21 protein-coding genes are annotated in these 17,023 nt (G+C 63.4%); all 21 read left to right on the top strand.

The genetic code is table 11. The features are described 5' to 3' along the window. The first annotated feature begins 156 nt into the window (after window positions 1-156). The 21 genes from rpsL to rplN all read left to right on the top strand — a co-directional run bounded on the left by rpsL (window position 157) and on the right by rplN (window position 17,023). A complete protein-coding gene (gene rpsL, locus ACH82I_RS05370; protein ID WP_167951898.1) occupies window positions 157-531 on the top strand; it encodes a 30S ribosomal protein S12 in 375 nt (124 codons plus the stop codon). Continuing rightward, window positions 531-1,001, top strand: coding sequence for a 30S ribosomal protein S7 (rpsG, locus tag ACH82I_RS05365; RefSeq protein ID WP_230746784.1), 471 nt, complete (start codon window positions 531-533; stop codon window positions 999-1,001). Before rpsL ends, rpsG begins: the two co-directional genes overlap by 1 nt. A gap of 99 nt (window positions 1,002-1,100) precedes the next feature. Further along, entirely contained in the window at window positions 1,101-3,206 is a 2,106-nt protein-coding gene (gene fusA / locus ACH82I_RS05360) for an elongation factor G (protein ID WP_413336002.1), read from the top strand. A 115-nt stretch (window positions 3,207-3,321) separates the two neighbouring features. Beyond that, window positions 3,322-4,515 (top strand): elongation factor Tu, encoded by a 1,194-nt coding sequence (gene tuf, locus ACH82I_RS05355; protein ID WP_230746775.1) that lies wholly within the window; start codon window positions 3,322-3,324, stop codon window positions 4,513-4,515. A 128-nt stretch (window positions 4,516-4,643) separates the two neighbouring features. Continuing rightward, window positions 4,644-6,389, top strand: coding sequence for a glycoside hydrolase family 13 protein (locus ACH82I_RS05350; protein ID WP_413335999.1), 1,746 nt, complete (start codon window positions 4,644-4,646; stop codon window positions 6,387-6,389). A gap of 79 nt (window positions 6,390-6,468) precedes the next feature. Continuing rightward, entirely contained in the window at window positions 6,469-7,779 is a 1,311-nt protein-coding gene (locus tag ACH82I_RS05345; protein ID WP_413335997.1) for an extracellular solute-binding protein, read from the top strand. Next, window positions 7,776-8,669 (top strand): carbohydrate ABC transporter permease, encoded by an 894-nt coding sequence (locus ACH82I_RS05340; protein WP_413335995.1) that lies wholly within the window; start codon window positions 7,776-7,778, stop codon window positions 8,667-8,669. Before ACH82I_RS05345 ends, ACH82I_RS05340 begins: the two co-directional genes overlap by 4 nt. Before the next feature lie 2 nt (window positions 8,670-8,671). After that, window positions 8,672-9,508 carry a carbohydrate ABC transporter permease gene (locus ACH82I_RS05335; protein WP_413335993.1) on the top strand — a complete coding sequence of 279 codons (837 nt, stop codon included), beginning with the start codon at window positions 8,672-8,674 and terminating at the stop codon, window positions 9,506-9,508. Between the two features lie 76 nt (window positions 9,509-9,584). Continuing rightward, the gene (locus tag ACH82I_RS05330; RefSeq protein WP_413335991.1) at window positions 9,585-10,841 is read left to right on the top strand and encodes an ABC transporter ATP-binding protein; all 1,257 of its coding nucleotides are present in this window, start codon (window positions 9,585-9,587) and stop codon (window positions 10,839-10,841) included. A gap of 344 nt (window positions 10,842-11,185) precedes the next feature. Next, entirely contained in the window at window positions 11,186-11,494 is a 309-nt protein-coding gene (rpsJ, locus tag ACH82I_RS05325) for a 30S ribosomal protein S10 (protein ID WP_009379191.1), read from the top strand. Window positions 11,495-11,505: 11 nt separating this feature from the next. Further along, window positions 11,506-12,180, top strand: a complete 675-nt coding sequence (rplC, locus tag ACH82I_RS05320) for a 50S ribosomal protein L3 (protein ID WP_413335988.1) — start codon at window positions 11,506-11,508, stop codon at window positions 12,178-12,180. 5 nt (window positions 12,181-12,185) lie between these two features. Beyond that, window positions 12,186-12,839, top strand: a complete 654-nt coding sequence (gene rplD, locus ACH82I_RS05315; RefSeq protein ID WP_413335986.1) for a 50S ribosomal protein L4 — start codon at window positions 12,186-12,188, stop codon at window positions 12,837-12,839. Then, window positions 12,836-13,135 carry a 50S ribosomal protein L23 gene (gene rplW, locus ACH82I_RS05310; RefSeq protein WP_166970643.1) on the top strand — a complete coding sequence of 100 codons (300 nt, stop codon included), beginning with the start codon at window positions 12,836-12,838 and terminating at the stop codon, window positions 13,133-13,135. The genes rplD and rplW overlap by 4 nt, the downstream gene beginning before the upstream one ends. 30 nt (window positions 13,136-13,165) lie before the next feature. Next, the gene (rplB, locus tag ACH82I_RS05305) at window positions 13,166-14,002 is read left to right on the top strand and encodes a 50S ribosomal protein L2 (RefSeq protein ID WP_230746759.1); all 837 of its coding nucleotides are present in this window, start codon (window positions 13,166-13,168) and stop codon (window positions 14,000-14,002) included. A gap of 15 nt (window positions 14,003-14,017) precedes the next feature. Continuing rightward, window positions 14,018-14,299, top strand: a complete 282-nt coding sequence (rpsS, locus tag ACH82I_RS05300; protein WP_230746756.1) for a 30S ribosomal protein S19 — start codon at window positions 14,018-14,020, stop codon at window positions 14,297-14,299. Between the two features lie 42 nt (window positions 14,300-14,341). Beyond that, window positions 14,342-14,728: a 50S ribosomal protein L22 gene (gene rplV, locus ACH82I_RS05295; protein WP_413335983.1), complete on the top strand. Its 387-nt coding sequence runs from the start codon at window positions 14,342-14,344 to the stop codon at window positions 14,726-14,728. After that, window positions 14,728-15,543: a 30S ribosomal protein S3 gene (gene rpsC / locus ACH82I_RS05290; protein WP_230746748.1), complete on the top strand. Its 816-nt coding sequence runs from the start codon at window positions 14,728-14,730 to the stop codon at window positions 15,541-15,543. The genes rplV and rpsC overlap by 1 nt, the downstream gene beginning before the upstream one ends. A 3-nt stretch (window positions 15,544-15,546) precedes the next feature. Further along, a complete protein-coding gene (gene rplP, locus ACH82I_RS05285) occupies window positions 15,547-15,963 on the top strand; it encodes a 50S ribosomal protein L16 (RefSeq protein ID WP_230746746.1) in 417 nt (138 codons plus the stop codon). Between the two features lie 2 nt (window positions 15,964-15,965). Continuing rightward, window positions 15,966-16,217, top strand: a complete 252-nt coding sequence (gene rpmC, locus ACH82I_RS05280; protein ID WP_230747230.1) for a 50S ribosomal protein L29 — start codon at window positions 15,966-15,968, stop codon at window positions 16,215-16,217. Further along, window positions 16,217-16,504, top strand: coding sequence for a 30S ribosomal protein S17 (gene rpsQ / locus ACH82I_RS05275; protein WP_230746738.1), 288 nt, complete (start codon window positions 16,217-16,219; stop codon window positions 16,502-16,504). The genes rpmC and rpsQ overlap by 1 nt, the downstream gene beginning before the upstream one ends. A gap of 150 nt (window positions 16,505-16,654) precedes the next feature. Beyond that, window positions 16,655-17,023, top strand: a complete 369-nt coding sequence (gene rplN / locus ACH82I_RS05270) for a 50S ribosomal protein L14 (protein ID WP_230746731.1) — start codon at window positions 16,655-16,657, stop codon at window positions 17,021-17,023.

Raw genomic sequence — 17,023 nt, 5'->3', positions numbered from 1 at the left:
CCGACCGCAGGGTTCGCAGGTTCGCGCGGTTACTGGCATCGGGAGCCGAGCTTCACCCGGTGTCCAGTCGGATATGTCCCACGGTTCGCAGACATGGCGTTCGCCATGGCCGGAATTGGGAATTAGGTCTATCGAGAAGCAAATGGAGAACGCTTAGTGCCGACAATCCAGCAGCTCGTCCGCAAGGGACGACATGTCAACCCAGCAGGATCCGACGCTCCTGCCCTGAAGGGCAGCCCGCAGCGTCGTGGAGTGTGCACCCGTGTGTACACCACTACCCCCAAGAAGCCGAACTCGGCTCTTCGCAAGGTCGCTCGTGTCAAGCTTTCGAGCCAGATCGAGGTGACCGCCTACATCCCAGGTGAAGGACACAACCTGCAGGAGCACTCGATCGTGCTCGTGCGCGGTGGTCGTGTCAAGGACCTGCCGGGTGTCCGCTACCGCATTGTGCGCGGTTCGCTCGACACCCAGGGCGTCAAGGGACGTCAGCAGGCCCGCAGCAAGTACGGTGCGAAGAGGGAGAAGAAGTAATGCCACGTAAAGGTCCTGCACCCAAGCGACCGATCGTCGTTGACCCGGTCTTCAGCTCGCCGCTCGTCACCCAGCTGATCAACAAGATCCTGCTTGACGGAAAGCGCTCGACCGCTGAGCGGATCGTCTACGGTGCCCTCGAAGGCACCCGCGAGAAGAACGGCAACGACCCAGTTGTCAACCTCAAGAAGGCTCTCGACAACATCCGTCCGTCCCTCGAGGTCCGCTCCCGCCGTGTCGGCGGTGCGACCTACCAGGTGCCGGTCGATGTTCGTCCGACGCGTTCGACCACATTGGCGCTGCGCTGGTTGGTGGGATACGCCCGCCAGCGTCGTGAGAAGACAATGACCGAGCGACTGATGAACGAGATCCTCGATGCGAGCAACGGCCTCGGTGCCGCTGTCAAGCGTCGCGAGGACACTCACAAGATGGCGGAGTCCAACAAGGCCTTCGCTCACTACCGCTGGTAATCGTCTGCTCCGCAACCCGTTCGGCGGATCTCGTCCGCGAGATCTGCCGGCCGGGTTGCCGGGGGAGTCGAACAAATCATCGATTGAGAGAGAGACACCGTGGCACTTGACGTGCTCACCGACCTGAACAAGGTCCGCAATATCGGCATCATGGCCCACATCGATGCCGGTAAGACAACTACGACCGAACGCATCCTCTACTACACCGGTGTGAACTACAAGATCGGCGAGACCCACGACGGCGCCTCGACGATGGACTGGATGGAGCAGGAGCAGGAGCGTGGCATCACGATCACCTCTGCCGCCACCACCTGCTACTGGCACGACAACCAGATCAACATCATCGACACCCCGGGTCACGTCGACTTCACGGTCGAGGTGGAGCGCTCGCTGCGCGTCCTCGACGGTGCAGTTGCTGTCTTCGACGGTAAGGAAGGCGTTGAACCGCAGTCCGAGACCGTGTGGCGCCAGGCCGATAAGTACGACGTGCCGCGTGTGTGCTTCGTCAACAAGATGGACAAGCTCGGTGCGGACTTCTACTTCACCGTGCAGACCATCAAGGACCGCCTCGGTGCGAAGCCGTTGGTCATCCAGCTGCCCATCGGTGCCGAGAACGACTTCGAAGGTGTCGTCGACCTGCTTGAGATGAAGGCCTACATCTGGCCTGATGAGTCCAAGAAGGGTCAGGACATGACCGAGATCGAGATCCCGGCGGACCTCCAGGCCAAGGCCGAGGAGTACCGGGCTCAGCTGGTCGAGGATGTCGCCGAGAGCACTGAAGAGCTCATGGAGAAGTACCTCGAGGGTGAAGAGTTCACGATCGACGAGATCAAGTCGGGCATCCGTGCGCTCGTCGTCAACTCCTCCGCCTTCCCGGTGATGTGCGGTTCCGCGTACAAGAACAAGGGCGTCCAGCCCATGCTCAACGCGGTCATCGACTACCTCCCCTCTCCGCTCGACGTGCCTCCGATGATCGGACACAACCCGAGCAACGAGGAAGAGGAGCTCACCCGCACGCCCTCGAAGGACGAGCCGTTCTCGGCCCTGGCCTTCAAGGTCGCCACGCACCCGTTCTTCGGTGCGCTGACCTATGTGCGCGTGTACTCCGGTCACGTCAAGTCCGGCGAGCCGGTGCTCAACACCACCTCGGGCAAGAAGGAACGCGTCGGCAAGCTCTTCCAGATGCACTCCAACAAGGAGAACCCTGTCGAAGAGGCCTTCGCCGGCCACATCTACGCCTTCATCGGTCTCAAGGACACGACGACCGGCGATACGCTCAGCGACCCTGCGAACCCGATCGCCCTCGAGTCGATGACCTTCCCGGAGCCTGTGATCTCCGTGGCCATCGAGCCGAAGACGAAGAGCGACCAGGAGAAGCTGTCGGCAGCCATCCAGAAGTTCGTCAAAGAGGACCCGACCTACCAGGTCGAACTCGATCCCGAGACCGGCCAGACCGTGATCCGCGGAATGGGCGAGCTTCACCTCGACATCCTCGTCGACCGCATGCGTCGCGAGTTCAAGGTCGAGGCCAACGTCGGCAAGCCGCAGGTCGCCTACCGTGAGACCATTCGCCGCACTGTCGAGAAGTACGACTACACCCACAAGAAGCAGACGGGTGGATCGGGACAGTTCGCGAAGGTCCAGGTCACCTTCGAACCCCTCGAGGTCGAAGGCGATACGATTTACGAGTTCGAGAATGCCATCACGGGCGGACGCGTTCCGCGCGAGTACATTCCGAGCGTCGATGCCGGCATCCAGGACGCCATGCAGCTCGGTGTCCTCGCCGGTTACCCGATGGTCGGCGTCAAGGCCACCCTGGTCGACGGCGCCTACCACGATGTCGACTCCTCGGAGATGGCATTCAAGATCGCCGGTTCGATGGTCTTCAAAGAGGCTGTCCAGCGGGCGAACCCGGTTCTGCTTGAACCAGTCATGGACGTCGAGGTGCGCACCCCTGAGGAATACATGGGTGACGTCATCGGCGACCTGAATTCCCGGCGTGGCCAGATTCAGTCCATGGACGATGCTTCCGGTGTGAAGGTCGTCAAGGCTATGGTCCCGCTGTCGGAGATGTTCGGTTACATCGGGGATCTGCGGTCGAAGACCCAGGGTCGTGCGGTGTACTCGATGACCTTCTCCAGCTATGCGGAGGTCCCCAAGGCTGTTGCCGAGGAGATCGTCCAGAAGATGCGTGGCGGAGAGTAATCTCCGGTCCCCGGTCGAACCGGTGACCAAGAACATGGTCATCGGCATGAAAGATAACCAACAAAGGTCTAAGATATGAACCGCATATCTTCTGACAACCACGAGGAGGAACCCAGTGGCAAAGGCTAGTTTCGATAGGACTAAGCCGCACGTCAACATCGGCACCATCGGCCACGTTGACCACGGAAAGACCACCTTGACCGCAGCGATCACCAAGGTGCTCGCGGACAAGTACCCAGATCTCAACGAAGCTCGCGCCTTCGACCAGGTGGACAACGCACCTGAGGAGAAGGAGCGCGGCATCACCATCAACGTCTCGCACGTTGAGTATCAGACCGAGAAGCGTCACTACGCTCACGTCGATGCCCCTGGTCACGCCGACTACATCAAGAACATGATCACCGGTGCTGCTCAGATGGACGGCGCGATCCTCGTGGTCGCCGCCACCGACGGTCCGATGCCGCAGACCCGCGAGCACGTTCTGCTGGCTCGCCAGGTCGGCGTTCCCTACATCGTCGTCGCACTGAACAAGTCCGACATGGTCGATGACGAGGAGCTCCTCGAGCTCGTCGAGTTCGAGGTTCGCGACCTGCTCTCGAGCCAGGACTTCGACGGAGACAACGCTCCTGTCGTCCAGGTGTCCGCTCTCAAGGCGCTGGAAGGCGACGAGAAGTGGGTCAAGAGCGTCGAAGACCTCATGCAGCAGGTCGACGACAACGTTCCCGAGCCGGAGCGCGACGTCGACAAGCCGTTCCTCATGCCCGTCGAGGACGTCTTCACGATCACCGGTCGTGGAACCGTCGTCACCGGTCGTGTCGAGCGCGGCGTCCTCCTGCCGAACGACGAGATCGAGATCGTCGGCATCAAGGAGAAGTCGTCGAAGACGACCGTCACCGCCATCGAGATGTTCCGCAAGACTCTGCCTGACGCACGTGCAGGTGAGAACGTGGGACTGCTGCTTCGCGGCACCAAGCGCGAAGACGTCGAGCGCGGCCAGGTCATCGTGAAGCCGGGTTCGATCACCCCGCACACGAAGTTCGAAGGCCAGGTCTACATCCTGAGCAAGGACGAGGGTGGACGCCACAACCCGTTCTACTCGAACTACCGTCCGCAGTTCTACTTCCGGACCACGGACGTCACCGGCGTCATCACGCTGCCCGAAGGCACCGAGATGGTCATGCCCGGCGACAACACCGACATGTCGGTCGAGCTGATCCAGCCGATCGCCATGGAGGACGGCCTCCGCTTCGCTATCCGCGAGGGTGGACGCACCGTCGGCGCCGGTCGAGTCACCAAGATCGTCGCCTGATCTGAGTCACCAGCTCCACCGGCAAGGGCCGCAATCGATTCGATTGCGGCCCTTGCCGCATCTGTATCCTGAAACTCCGGAGCACACGCTGCTCGACGTCCCGGCGGTGAGAAGGAGAACGACGGTCCATGAGCACAGGTGAGTCTGCGATGAGCACAGGAGAACGGAATCCCGCACAGGATTGGGCGCGGGACGCAGTGATCTACCAGATCTACCCGCGATCCTTCGCAGACGGCAACGGGGATGGCAGCGGCGATCTGCGCGGCGTGATCGCCCACCTCGACCACCTTGTGCGACTCGGCGTCGACGCCCTCTGGCTCTCACCGTTCTACCCTTCACCGAAGAACGACGCCGGCTACGATGTCAGCGACTACTGCGACGTCGATCCTCTCTACGGCAGCCTGGCCGACTTCGACGAACTGCTCGGTCGGGCCCACGGACTCGGGCTGAAGGTCATCGTCGACCTCGTGCCCAACCACACCTCCTCACGACACCGCTGGTTCCGGGAAGCGCTGGCAGCGGGTCCGGGGGTATCCGCGGCCCGGAGCCGCTACCACTTCCGTCCCGGTCGCGGTGCCGACGGAGAGCTGCCGCCGAACAACTGGAGCTCGGTCTTCGGCGGACCCGCATGGACACGCACCGACGAGGACGGTCAGTGGTATCTGCACCTCTTCGACCCCAGCCAACCGGACCTCAACTGGACCGATCCCGCCGTGCACGCCGAGTTCGAGGAAGTTCTCTGCTTCTGGCTCGACCGCGGCGTCGACGGCTTTCGCGTCGACGTCGCCCACGGTCTCGTCAAGGCAGCAGGGCTGCCCGATCAGACCCTCGCCGAGGCGGACCCTGAGCCCGCATCGACTGCGCAGTCCGATGCGACGGCCCCGTTCGGATCTCCGGCGCAGTCCGATGTCTCACCGTTCTTCGACCAGGAAGGCGTGCACGAGATCTACCGGTCCTGGCGGCAGGTTCTCGACGACTATCCCGGGCAGCGGATCCTCGTGGCCGAGGCCTGGGTCGAACCGCTCGAACGACTCTTCCGCTACGTTCGCCCGGGGGAGATGGACCAGGCCTTCAACTTCACCTTCCTCATGGCCGGGCACAGAGCTCCAGGACTCCACACCACGATCGACGAGACCTATGCTGCGGCAGAGAAGGTCGGGAGCGCGCCGACCTGGGTGCTCTCGAACCACGACACCGTCCGACACGCCAGCCGCTTCGGCCTCGAGAATGCTCCTGCCCACCAGCGGGGGATCGGTCCGGACGATCCGCAGCCCGACCGGGAGCTCGGACGACAGCGCGCCGCGGCACTTGCGCTCATCGAATTCGGACTTCCCGGCTCGGCGTACGTCTTTCAGGGAGACGAGCTCGGCCTGCCCGAACACACCGAGCTGCAGCCCGAGCAGAGGCAGGACCCGGTGTTCGTCCGCAGTCAGGGCACCGAGCTCGGCCGGGACGGGGCTCGGATTCCTCTGCCCTGGTCGGCCGGAGAGCCCCATCTGGGGTTCGGTACCGCCCTAGCGACACCGACATGGCTGCCCCAACCCGAGGGCTTCGGCGAGTTCGCCGTCGATCGGCAGGAGGCCGAACCGAACTCGATGCTCCATCTCTACCGTCGCCTGCTGCAGATCCGCCGGAGACGCGGACTAGGTCGCGGAAGCTTCGCCTGGCACGATCTCAACGAGCCCGACCACGGTCTGCTTGCCTTCGTCGTCACGGCCGGTGAGGCGAAGACGCTCGTCATCGCCAACCTCGGCGATGGGGCGCGCACGATCGCGGAGCTGCCGGACGGGCGGATCCTCACCTCCAGCCGGCCCGGGTGCCTGCAGGGTCGGGTGCTCGCGGCACCCGCCGCAATCTGGTGGGCGCTCGACTGATAACTTTCTGTGCAATCCGGGGTAACCTGAGTCACAAGCGAGTGAAATTCGAAGTCAGAGAAGACCGGCGGACGGTGGAATGAAGCACACGGCAAGAACCCGGGGGAGATGGCGCACCGTCATGGCCGCAACCGTCCTGTTCGGACTCGTGGGCGCCAGCGGCTGCGCAGCGGACGCCGCCACACCGACGCTGACCTGGTACATCAACCCGGACAACGGGGGACAGGCGAGCATCGCCGCGGACTGCACTGCGGAGGCCGACGGTGCCTATCGGATCTCGACGAGCCTGCTGCCCAATGACGCACCGGGCCAGCGTGAGCAGCTGGTCAGACGTCTGGCTTCGGAGGATTCCTCGATCGACATCATGAGCCTCGACCCGGTCTACGTCGCCGAGATGGCCAATGCCGACTATCTGGCACCGGTCCCCGACGACTACATCGAGGAGTTCACCGACGGCGTCATCCCCTCTTCGGTGGAGTCCTCGACCCGTCAGGACGAACTGGTCGCCACCCCATTCTGGGCCAATACGCAGCTGCTCTGGTACCGCAAATCCGTCGCGAAGGCCGCCGGCCTCGACATGTCGAAACCGGTCACCTGGGATCAGATCATCGACGCGGCGGCCCAGGAGGACAAGCGCGTCGGGGTGCAGGGGATCAGGGCCGAGTCCCTGACCGTGTGGCTCAACGCCATGATCGAATCCGCCGGTGGGGCGATCGTGACGAACCCCGACTCCGACGGTGCCGCCGAGGTGGAGCTGGGCATCGACACCGAGGCCGGAGAGAAGGCCGCCGCGATCATGGCGAAGATCGGCGAGACCGGAGTCGGCGGACCCCAGCTGAGCAATCTCGACGAGAACGCCGCGATGCTCGAATTCCAGAGCGACGACGGCGGGTTCATGGTGAATTGGCCGTTCATCTACGCCGCGACGAAGGCCTCGGTCGATGACGGAGTCCTCGAGGAGAGCCTCCTCGAGGACATCGGCTGGACGTTCTACCCCCAGGTCGACGAGGCCGAGGAATCGAGTCCGCCCCTGGGTGGGATCAACCTCGGCGTCGGGGCCTTCTCCGAACATCAGGATCTCGCCTACCGGGCCGTCGACTGCATCCGCCAACCGGAACGACAGAGCGCCTATTTCCTCTCTGACGGAAATGCGCCCTCGAACCTGGCGGCCTTCGACGATCCCGAGGTGCAGAAGGAATTCCCCGCCGCTGAGGTCATCGCCGAATCCCTCAAACGCTCGGCGGCACGTCCGCTGACCCCCTACTACAACGAGGTGACCGGCGGAATCCAGAAGTCCTGGCACCCGCCGGGCAGCGTCGACCCGGAGAGGACGCCCGCGAGCTCCCAGCGGTTCATCCTCGAGATCCTGCGAGGGGAGAGGCTGCTGTGAGCTCGCGTCTGTCGAACCGCGCCAAGGGCGAGATGAAGCTCGGGTGGCTGCTCTCGGCGCCGGCCGTGATCATCCTGCTGGCCGTCACCGGCTACCCGATCCTGCAGGCCGTGTACTACTCGTTCTTCAACTACCGCCTCACGGACCCCGACAACCGGTTCGTCAACTGGGGACACAACTACCTCGTCATCCTCACCGACCCGCTGTGGTGGCAGACGATCTGGGTGACCCTGCTGCTGACCGTCGTCACCGTCGCCGTCGAACTCGTCCTCGGCTTCGCCCTCGCGCTGGTCATGCTCAATGCGCTGAAGTCCGTGCGTCCCTGGGTGCGCACGGCGATCCTCATCCCCTACGGCATCATCACCGTCGTCGCCGCATTCTCCTGGAAATACGCCTTCGACCTCGGCACCGGCTTCGTCGGCACCTGGCTGTCGATGCCGGGATTCGACTGGTTCGGCGACTTCTGGTCGTCCTTCCTCGTCATCTGCGCAGCGGAGATCTGGAAGACCACCCCATTCATCTCCCTCCTCCTGCTCTCCGGGCTCGCCCAGATCCCCGGTGACATGCTCGAGGCGGCGACCGTCGACGGCGCCACCTGGTGGCAGCGGATGTCGAAGGTGATCATTCCCAATATGAAAGCCGCGATCATGGTCGCCCTCCTCTTCCGCACCCTCGACGCCTTCCGGGTCTTCGACTCCGTGTTCGTCATGACAGCAGGAGCCCAAGACACCGCCACGGTCTCCTTCCTCACCTACAACCAGTCGATCGGACAGCTGCAGCTGGGCATGGGCTCGGCGCTGTCGGTGCTGCTCTTCCTCAGCGTCGCGCTCATCTGCTTCATCTTCATCAGAATCTTCAAGGTCGATCTGGCCCAGGCGAGGGGTGAGTGACGATGTCCGGTCGCAGACACACGATCTGGTGGATCGTCATCAGCCTCGTCGTCGCCGTCTACGCGCTCTTCCCCGTGCTGTGGATCGTCTCCCTGTCCCTGAAATCTGCGGGGGATGTCGCCAACCGGAAGTTCTGGCCCACGGCGGTGGACTGGTCGAACTACGAACTCATCTTCACCGGAGCGGCCAAAGACCTGTTCCTTCCGGCGCTGGTCAACTCGATCGGCATCTGCCTCATCGCCACGCTCATCGCCGTGGTGCTGGCCACGCTCACGGCCTACGCGGTGGCCCGCCTCGACTTCCCGGGCAAGAAGTTCATCCTCACGATGGCCCTGGCAGTCTCCATCTTCCCGGTCATCTCCCTGGTCACCCCGCTGTTCCGCATCTGGTCGGCCATCGGTCTCTACGACACCTGGGCGGGACTGATCATCCCGTATCTCTCGCTGACCCTGCCCATCTCGATCTGGACGCTCGCGGCCTTCTTCAGGCAGATCCCGTGGGAGCTCGAGCAGGCCGCGCAGGTCGACGGAGCGACGAGCTTCCAAGCCTTCCGGAAGGTCATCGTCCCGCTGGCCGCGCCCGGTGTGTTCACGACGGCGATCATCGCCTTCTTCATCGCCTGGAACGACTTCGTCTACGGCATCTCGCTGACCTCGACCTCGGCGGCCAGACCGGTGCCGGCGGCGCTGTCCTTCTTCACCGGGGCCAGCCAGTTCGAGGAACCGGCCGGAGCGATCTCCGCCGCCGCCATCGTCGTCACGGTCCCGATCATCATCATCGTCCTGCTCTTCCAGCGCCAGATCGTCAGCGGCCTCACCTCCGGCGCGGTCAAGGGCTGACGATGCGCAGCCAACCGAGCCCGTCTCAGCTCTACAGCCTGTCGGTACCGCACCCATCCGAACGGAGTCAACGGCCATGTCCGTGATCGAACTGAAGAACATCGTCAAGCGCTACGGCGACGGCTACCCCGCGATCAACGACGTCAGTCTCGACATCGCCGAGGGGGAGTTCGTCATCCTCGTCGGCCCCTCCGGTTCGGGGAAGTCGACGCTGCTGCGGATGATCGTCGGACTCGAGGACATCACGAACGGCGAACTCCGCATCGATGACGAGCTGATCAACGATGCCGCTCCGCGTGAACGCAATCTGGCCATGGTGTTCCAGAACTACGCGCTCTATCCGCACTTGAGTGTGGCGGAGAACATCGCCTTCCCGCTGATGCTGACCAAAGGCCAGTACAGCAAGGCGGAGATCGACGAGCGGGTCAACCGTGCCGCCACGCTGCTCGAGCTCGGCGATCACCTCGATCGGAAGCCGGCGAACCTCTCCGGCGGCCAGCGCCAGCGCGTCGCCATGGGCAGGGCGATCGTCCGTGATGCCAACGCCTTCCTGTTCGACGAACCCCTGTCGAACCTCGACGCCAAGCTCCGGATCCAGATGCGCACGGAGATCTCGCGGATGCAGCGCAACCTGGCCGTCACCACCGTCTACGTCACCCACGACCAGACCGAGGCGATGACCCTCGGTGACAAGGTGGCGGTGCTGAAGAAGGGCGTGCTCCAGCAGTACGCGAGTCCGCAGGAGCTCTACGACGAGCCTGTCAACCTGTTCGTCGGCGGCTTCATCGGCTCTCCGCCGATGAACTTCCTGCCGGTGGAGAACGTCGACGGCGCGCTGCATTCGCCGTTCGGGACGTTCTCCCTGCCCGAGGCGCGATCGGCGAAGCTGCGCGAGGCCCCGCGCTACCTCGTGGCCGGAATCCGGCCGGAGGACTTCCACGATGCCGCGGCCCTCGACGAAGCCAAGCGTTCGAGCGGTGCGCTGCTGACCGCGGAGGTCGACGTCACGGAGTGGCTGGGCAACGAGGTCTACGCCTACCTCCCGTTCGAAGCCGCACCCGAGATCAGGAAGGCACTCGAGGAGCTGGACCGGGATCTCGACGGAGAAGGCACGCGCACCCAGGTGGTGGCCGCACTCGATCCCTCGACCGCCGTCGCCGAGGGCGATGAGGTCCAGCTGTGGTTCGACCCCGCCAAGGTGATGGTATTCGATCCCGAAACGGGGGAGAATCTGACCCGGGATCCGGAGAATGCGCAGCGCCTCGCCGACGCCTCCGAAGCCGCCCGCCGCCGGGCACTCGAGCGCGCACGGGAGCAGCAGCAGCGCGCCTGAGAGATCGCTCACAGCCCATAGGCCCGGAATTGCGCGGATGAAGTGGTATGTGACAAGATAGTGAAGTTGCGTTTTGGGCGTTGACCCCTGCACTGCGGCAGAAATGCCGCGAACAGCCCGAAACACTATCGGATCGATGAATCTGCGAATCAGCGGGTTCGGACCGAGCAGCCAATGAGTAGAAAGCGCCGTCGGCCTTGGCGGAGGAATCGCGAGATTCTCCGCCAGGATTAGCCGACACGCCCGACCTCGGGGGTCGGTCATGGTCAGCCGGCACAGACCACAGTCATCCCAGATCGACTGTCGGTTGATGGCCGGAAGCAACTAAAGAAAGAGACGACGCCATGGCGGGACAGAAGATCCGCATTCGGCTCAAGTCGTACGACCACGCTGTGATTGACAGTGCCGCACGAAAGATCGTGGACACCGTCACTCGCGCAGGTGCGACTGTAGTGGGCCCCGTGCCGTTGCCAACGGAGAAGAACGTGTACTGCGTCATCCGTTCGCCACACAAGTACAAGGACAGCCGTGAGCATTTCGAGATGCGCACGCACAAGCGTCTGATCGACATCGTCGATCCGACGCCGAAGGCAGTCGATTCGCTCATGCGTCTCGACCTCGCCGACGATGTCAACATCGAGATCAAGCTCTAAGGGAGGGAAACATGGCGAACAATCGTTCCTCAGCTCTCCCGACCACCCGCAAGGTCAAAGGCCTTCTGGGAACCAAACTGGGCATGACCCAGGTGTGGGATGAGCAGAACAAGCTCGTGCCGGTGACCGTTGTGGCCACCGGGAACAACGTCGTGACGCAGGTCCGCAACGAGGAAACCGATGGTTACCCCGCTGTGCAGATCGCGTTCGGCGAGATCGATCCGCGCAAGGTCAACAAGCCGACTGCCGGCCACTTCGAGAAGGCCGGCGTGACCCCACGCCGTCACCTCGTCGAGCTGCGCACCGCAGATGCTGCTGACTACGCACTCGGCCAGGAACTCGGAGTCGACACCTTCGACGCCGGGATCAAGGTCGACGTGACCGCCAAGACCAAGGGCAAGGGCACCGCAGGCGTCATGAAGCGTCACGGCTTCCACGGCGTCGGCGCCTCGCACGGTCAGCACCGCAACCACCGCAAGCCGGGTTCGATCGGCGGAGCCGCGACACCTGGTCGCGTGTTCAAGGGCATGCGCATGGCCGGCCGGATGGGCGCGGTCAAGCACACCACCCAGAACCTCACCATCCACGCCGTGGACACCGAGAACAACTTCCTGCTCATCAAGGGCGCCGTTCCCGGCCCCAAGGGTGGAGTCGTTCTCGTTCGCTCGGCCGTGAAGGAGGCCTGAACGATATGACTGATGTCAAGACAGTCGACGTCCTCGACGCCGCCGGTGCCAAGGCCGGTTCCGTTGATCTGCCCGCCGAGGTCTTCGGTGTGCCGACCAACGTGCCGCTGATCCACCAGGTCGTCGTCGCCCAGCTGGCAGCAGCCCGCCAGGGTACGCACAAGACCAAGACCCGCTCCGAGGTCCGCGGTGGTGGCCGCAAGCCCTACCGTCAGAAGGGAACCGGCAACGCCCGTCAGGGTTCGATCCGCGCTCCTCAGTACAACGGCGGTGGAATCGTCCACGGACCGGTGCCTCGCGACTACTCGCAGCGGACGCCGAAGAAGATGAAGGCCGCCGCCCTGCGCGGTGCGCTGTCCGATCGTGCACGCCTCGATCAGGTCTTCGTGATGAAGAACCTGATCTCCGGCGATGCGCCGTCGACCAAGCAGGCGAAGGCCGCACTGGCCGGCCTGTCCGACCGTAAGAACACCCTCGTGGTGCTCGACCGTGACGACGAGCTCACCTACCTGAGCGTGCGCAACCTGCCTCACGTCCACGTGCTCACGTCCGATCAGCTCAACACCTATGATGTGCTGCTCGCCGATGACATCGTGTTCACCGAGGCCGCGCTGCAGTCGTTCCTGGGCGGAAACCGCGAATCGGAGGACGCATCATGAGTCTGAACTTCAAGGACCCGCGTGACATCATCGTCGCACCGGTCGTCTCGGAGAAGACCTACAGTCTGATGGATGAGGGGAAGTACACCTTCATCGTCGACCAGAACTCGAACAAAACCGAGATCAAGCACGCCATTGAATCGATCTTCGATGTGCAGGTCGCCAAGGTCAACACCCTGAATCGCCAGGGCAAGCGCCGCCGCACCCGCACCGGTTGGGGAAAGCGCAAGGACACCAAGCGTGCCATTGTCGCCCTCAAGGACGGATCAATCGACATCTTCGGTGGATCGCTCTAAGCGATCCTTCGTCAAAGAAGGACAAGACTCATGGGAATCCGTAAGCACAAGCCGACGACTCCGGGCCGCCGTGGCTCGTCGGTCGCCGACTTCGTCGAAGTGACCCGGTCTACACCGGAGAAGTCGCTTCTGCGTCCGCTGCCCAAGCGCGGCGGCCGCAACAGTCAGGGACGCGTGACCACTCGCCATCAGGGCGGCGGCCACAAGCGTCAGTACCGTGTCATCGATTTCCGCCGCCATGACAAAGATGGCGTTCCGGCGAAGGTGGCACACATCGAATACGACCCGAACCGCACCGCGCGGATCGCTCTGCTGCACTACGCAGACGGAGAGAAGCGCTACATCATCGCCCCGCAGAACCTCAAGCAGGGCGCACAGGTGGAAGCCGGACCGGGTGCAGACATCAAGCCGGGCAACAACCTCGCCCTGCGCAATGTCCCCGTCGGCACCGTGGTGCACGCAGTTGAGATGCGTCCCGGTGGCGGAGCCAAGATCGCCCGTTCTGCCGGTTCGTCCGTGCAGCTCGTGGCGAAGTACGGCCGTTTCGCTCAGCTGCGGATGCCTTCGGGCGAAATCCGCAACGTCGATGCGCGCTGCCGTGCCACGATCGGCGAGGTCGGCAATGCCGAGCAGTCGAACATCAGCTGGGGCAAAGCAGGCCGGATGCGTTGGAAGGGCAAGCGCCCCTCCGTGCGTGGTGTCGTCATGAACCCGATCGATCACCCGCATGGTGGTGGCGAGGGCCGTACCTCGGGTGGTCGTCACCCGGTCAGCCCGTGGGGTCAGCCAGAAGGCCGCACACGCCGGCCGAACAAAGAGAGCGACAAGTACATCGTGCGCCGTCGCCGGACCGGCAAGAAGCGCTGATTGGAGTACTGACTTATGCCTCGTAGCCTCAAAAAGGGTCCTTTCGTCGACGAACACCTCTACCAGAAGGTGGCTCGCCAGAACGAGAAGAGCACCAAAAACGTCATCAAAACATGGTCTCGTCGCTCGATGATCATCCCGGACTTCCTGGGACACACCATCGCAGTACATGACGGACGCAAGCATGTCCCTGTCTTCATCACCGAATCGATGGTCGGACACAAGCTTGGCGAGTTCGCACCGACACGGACGTTCCGTGGCCACGAAAAGGACGATCGCAAGGGTCGCCGCCGCTGAGGCGGGGGACTCGAGCGATCCTAGACAAGAGAGAAGGAAGCGATGGAAGCCAAGGCTAAGGCGCGTTACCTGCGCGTCACGCCTCGCAAGGCTCGGCGCGTCGTCGACCTCATTCGTGGTCAGCAGGCGACCGAAGCACTTGCAGTGTTGAAGTTTGCAGAACAGTCGGCATCAGATCCGATTTACAAGCTCGTTGCCTCCGGCATCGCCAATGCGCGTGTCCGGGCCGACGAGACAGGCGTTGCGTTCGACGAGAACGAACTGGTCATCTCCGAAGCATTCGTGGACGAGGGACCGACCATGAAGCGGTTCCGCCCGCGTGCTCAGGGTCGCGCTTTTCGCATTGAGAAGCGCACATGCCACGTGACCGTGGTCCTGGCCAGCGGTGACGACCTGCCTCAGCGCAAGAGCCGGAAGGGGAACCGCTAATGGGCCAGAAGATCAATCCGAACGGATTCCGTCTCGGAATCACCACGGATCACAAATCCAAGTGGTTCGCTGACTCGACGAAGCCGGGTCAGCGTTACAAGGACTACGTGCTCGAAGATGTGAAGATCCGCGAACTGATGACCAAGGGCCTCGAACGGGCCGGCATCTCGAAGGTCAACATCGAGCGCACACGTGACCGTGTCCGCGTGGACATCCACACCGCACGTCCGGGCATCGTCATCGGACGCCGCGGAGCCGAAGCCGATCGCATCCGCGGTCAGCTCGAGAAGCTCACCGGCAAGCAGATTCAGCTCAACATCCTTGAGGTGAAGAACCCGGAGATCGACGCGCAGCTCGTCGCTCAGGGTGTTGCCGAGCAGCTCGCCAGCCGCGTGGCCTTCCGCCGCGCGATGCGCAAGGCGATCCAGAGCGCTCAGCGTGCCGGTGCCAAGGGCATCCGCGTGCAGTGCTCGGGCCGTCTCGGCGGTGCTGAGATGAGCCGTTCCGAGTTCTACCGCGAAGGCCGTGTGCCCCTGCACACCCTGCGCGCGAACATCGACTACGGTCTCCACGAAGCCCACACCACGTTCGGACGCATCGGCGTCAAGGTGTGGATCTACAAGGGCGACATGACCGACAAGGAGCTTGCCGCAGAGCAGGCCAAGGCTCCTGCTGCTCGTGGCCCCAAGGGCCGTGGGCGTGGTCGTGGTGGCCGCGGACGTGGTCAGGAAGGCGCACCGCGCCGAGGTGACCAGGCCCGTAACACTGAGAACAGCGCCGAAGCCCCCGCGGCTGAGGCCGGATCGGAGGGCTGAGCCATGTTGATCCCTCGTCGAGTGAAGTTCCGCAAGCAGCACCACCCCAAGCGGGGCGGCGCAGCGAAGGGTGGCACCACGGTGTCATTCGGTGACTACGGCATCCAGGCTCTCGAGCCCGCCTATGTCACGAACCGGCAGATCGAGGCCGCACGTATTGCCATGACGCGCTACATCAAGCGCGGCGGCAAGGTGTGGATCAACATCTACCCAGACCAGCCGCTGACGAAGAAGCCTGCCGAGACCCGCATGGGTTCCGGTAAGGGTTCGCCGGAGTGGTGGGTCGCCAATGTCAAGCCGGGACGGGTCATGTTCGAACTCGCCGGTGTGTCCGAGGAAGTTGCTCGTGAGGCCCTGCGTCTCGCGATTCACAAGCTTCCGCTCAAGGCCCGCATCGTGGCCCGCGAAGGTGGTGAGTGAGTATGGCAATCGGTTCGAAGAACCTTTCCATCGACGCACTGGACGGTTTCGACAACGAGCGTCTGCTCGAGGAGCTCAAGAAGGCCAAGGCCGAGCTCTTCAACCTGCGTTTCCAGTCGGCCACCGGCCAGCTGGAGAGCCACGGTCGGCTCAAGGCAGTGCGTCGCGACATCGCTCGTATCTACACCGTGCTCAACGAGCGGGAGTTGGACATCCGTCCGAACCCCGCCGACGCTAAGGAAGAGGACAAGTGATGGCGGAGACCACGAAGCCGGAGTCCGCGGCTGCGGAGCGCAACACCCGCAAGACCGTGCGTGGATACGTTGTGTCCGACAAGATGCAGAAGACCATCGTCGTCGAGGTTGAGGAGCGGATGAAGCACCGCCTCTACGGCAAGGTCCTGCGCAAGTCGGTCAAGTACAAGGTGCACGATGAGGAGAACAGCGCCGGCATCGGCGACCTCGTCCTCGTGGCCGAGACGCGGCCGGTTTCGGCCGCGAAGCGCTGGCGGCTCGTCGAGATCATCGAACGCGCCAAGTAAGCCAACGCCGTCCCTCCCACCCGGTCCCGCCCGCGGCCCTGTCCCAGGGTCGCGGGCGGCCACCGGGAATGGGGCGAAATGTCAATGAATCCGTTCCGCAAGGCTCATGCATATCACGCGTGAGAACCAGCGCGACGACAGGAGAAAATAGTGATTCAGCAAGAGTCGCGACTCAAAGTCGCCGACAACACTGGCGCCAAGCAGATCCTGGCCATCAGGATCCTGGGTGGCTCCGGTCGGCGCTACGCCTCGATCGGTGACACCATCGTGGCCACCGTCAAGGACGCTATCCCTGGTGGAAACGTGAAGAAGGGTGACGTCGTCAAGGCCGTCATCGTTCGCACGGCCAAGGAGCGTCGCCGTCCCGACGGTTCGTACATCAAGTTCGACGAGAATGCAGCTGTCATCCTCAAGAACGACGGCGAACCGCGCGGAACCCGTATCTTCGGACCCGTGGGACGCGAACTGCGCGATAAGAAGTTCATGAAGATCGTCTCCCTGGCACCGGAGGTGTTGTGA

Source organism: Brevibacterium sp. GP-SGM9 (assembly GCF_047300845.1).
In the GTDB taxonomy this organism is placed as follows: domain Bacteria; phylum Actinomycetota; class Actinomycetes; order Actinomycetales; family Brevibacteriaceae; genus Brevibacterium.
The sequence above is the reverse complement of the archived record's forward strand: the minus strand, read 5'-3'. Positions and strand labels throughout refer to the sequence as shown.

Coding starts and splice junctions, on each gene's coding strand:
- rplD (WP_413335986.1), top strand. CDS start 12,186: ATGACTGATGTCAAGACAGTCGACGTCCTCGACGCCGCCGGTGCCAAG.
- ACH82I_RS05350 (WP_413335999.1), top strand. CDS start 4,644: ATGAGCACAGGTGAGTCTGCGATGAGCACAGGAGAACGGAATCCCGCA.
- rplW (WP_166970643.1), top strand. CDS start 12,836: ATGAGTCTGAACTTCAAGGACCCGCGTGACATCATCGTCGCACCGGTC.
- rpsC (WP_230746748.1), top strand. CDS start 14,728: ATGGGCCAGAAGATCAATCCGAACGGATTCCGTCTCGGAATCACCACG.
- rpmC (WP_230747230.1), top strand. CDS start 15,966: ATGGCAATCGGTTCGAAGAACCTTTCCATCGACGCACTGGACGGTTTC.
- rpsQ (WP_230746738.1), top strand. CDS start 16,217: ATGGCGGAGACCACGAAGCCGGAGTCCGCGGCTGCGGAGCGCAACACC.
- rplV (WP_413335983.1), top strand. CDS start 14,342: ATGGAAGCCAAGGCTAAGGCGCGTTACCTGCGCGTCACGCCTCGCAAG.
- rplB (WP_230746759.1), top strand. CDS start 13,166: ATGGGAATCCGTAAGCACAAGCCGACGACTCCGGGCCGCCGTGGCTCG.
- rpsG (WP_230746784.1), top strand. CDS start 531: ATGCCACGTAAAGGTCCTGCACCCAAGCGACCGATCGTCGTTGACCCG.
- rplC (WP_413335988.1), top strand. CDS start 11,506: ATGGCGAACAATCGTTCCTCAGCTCTCCCGACCACCCGCAAGGTCAAA.
- rplP (WP_230746746.1), top strand. CDS start 15,547: ATGTTGATCCCTCGTCGAGTGAAGTTCCGCAAGCAGCACCACCCCAAG.
- ACH82I_RS05345 (WP_413335997.1), top strand. CDS start 6,469: ATGAAGCACACGGCAAGAACCCGGGGGAGATGGCGCACCGTCATGGCC.
- rpsJ (WP_009379191.1), top strand. CDS start 11,186: ATGGCGGGACAGAAGATCCGCATTCGGCTCAAGTCGTACGACCACGCT.
- rpsS (WP_230746756.1), top strand. CDS start 14,018: ATGCCTCGTAGCCTCAAAAAGGGTCCTTTCGTCGACGAACACCTCTAC.
- ACH82I_RS05335 (WP_413335993.1), top strand. CDS start 8,672: ATGTCCGGTCGCAGACACACGATCTGGTGGATCGTCATCAGCCTCGTC.
- ACH82I_RS05330 (WP_413335991.1), top strand. CDS start 9,585: ATGTCCGTGATCGAACTGAAGAACATCGTCAAGCGCTACGGCGACGGC.